At 46.3% G+C, this 460-nt stretch carries 1 pseudogene; it reads right to left on the reverse strand.

The features are described from left to right. Nucleotides 1-460, reverse strand: a pseudogene (locus tag JNB91_RS30415) (hypothetical protein); the annotation flags it as partial.

The following is a 460-nucleotide window of genomic DNA, read 5'->3' on the forward strand; positions in this document are numbered from 1 at the left end:
GTTATTAGCCTGAGAAATAGCCTCTTGGATTCCATTTATCTCAGAGCTAATCTGGTTAAGACGCGTTTCTGATGCTGTTACCTGCTTTTGTTTTTCCTCCATCTCATCACCAGCTCTCGCCCGTAGTCTGGTGGCCTCAAAAAAAGGACGACTCTGAAGCGGATCATTCGCCCTAGGAGATAAAAGTTTAACCCTTTCATCCAGTTCTTTATATTTAGCAGATGCCTGATCCAACTCATTTCGTTTTCCGGACAGCGTATTCGTTTCTGCATCACGGGCATGAATACTGGAGCTTAAACGGGTATTGAGCGTATTAATCTCTTCATCCACTTTCGCCAGCTCAGATTGTGCAGCAGCAAGATTTTTTTGTGCCACCTCCACAGCCCGGGCCTCTTCACTCAATGCTGCCAGGCGTTTCTCTTCATCCTCAGCCAGTTTCAATTGGCGTTCTGTTTCAGCC

This window comes from Aliirhizobium wenxiniae, assembly GCF_019511445.1.
GTDB lineage: Bacteria > Pseudomonadota > Alphaproteobacteria > Rhizobiales > Rhizobiaceae > Neorhizobium > Neorhizobium wenxiniae_A.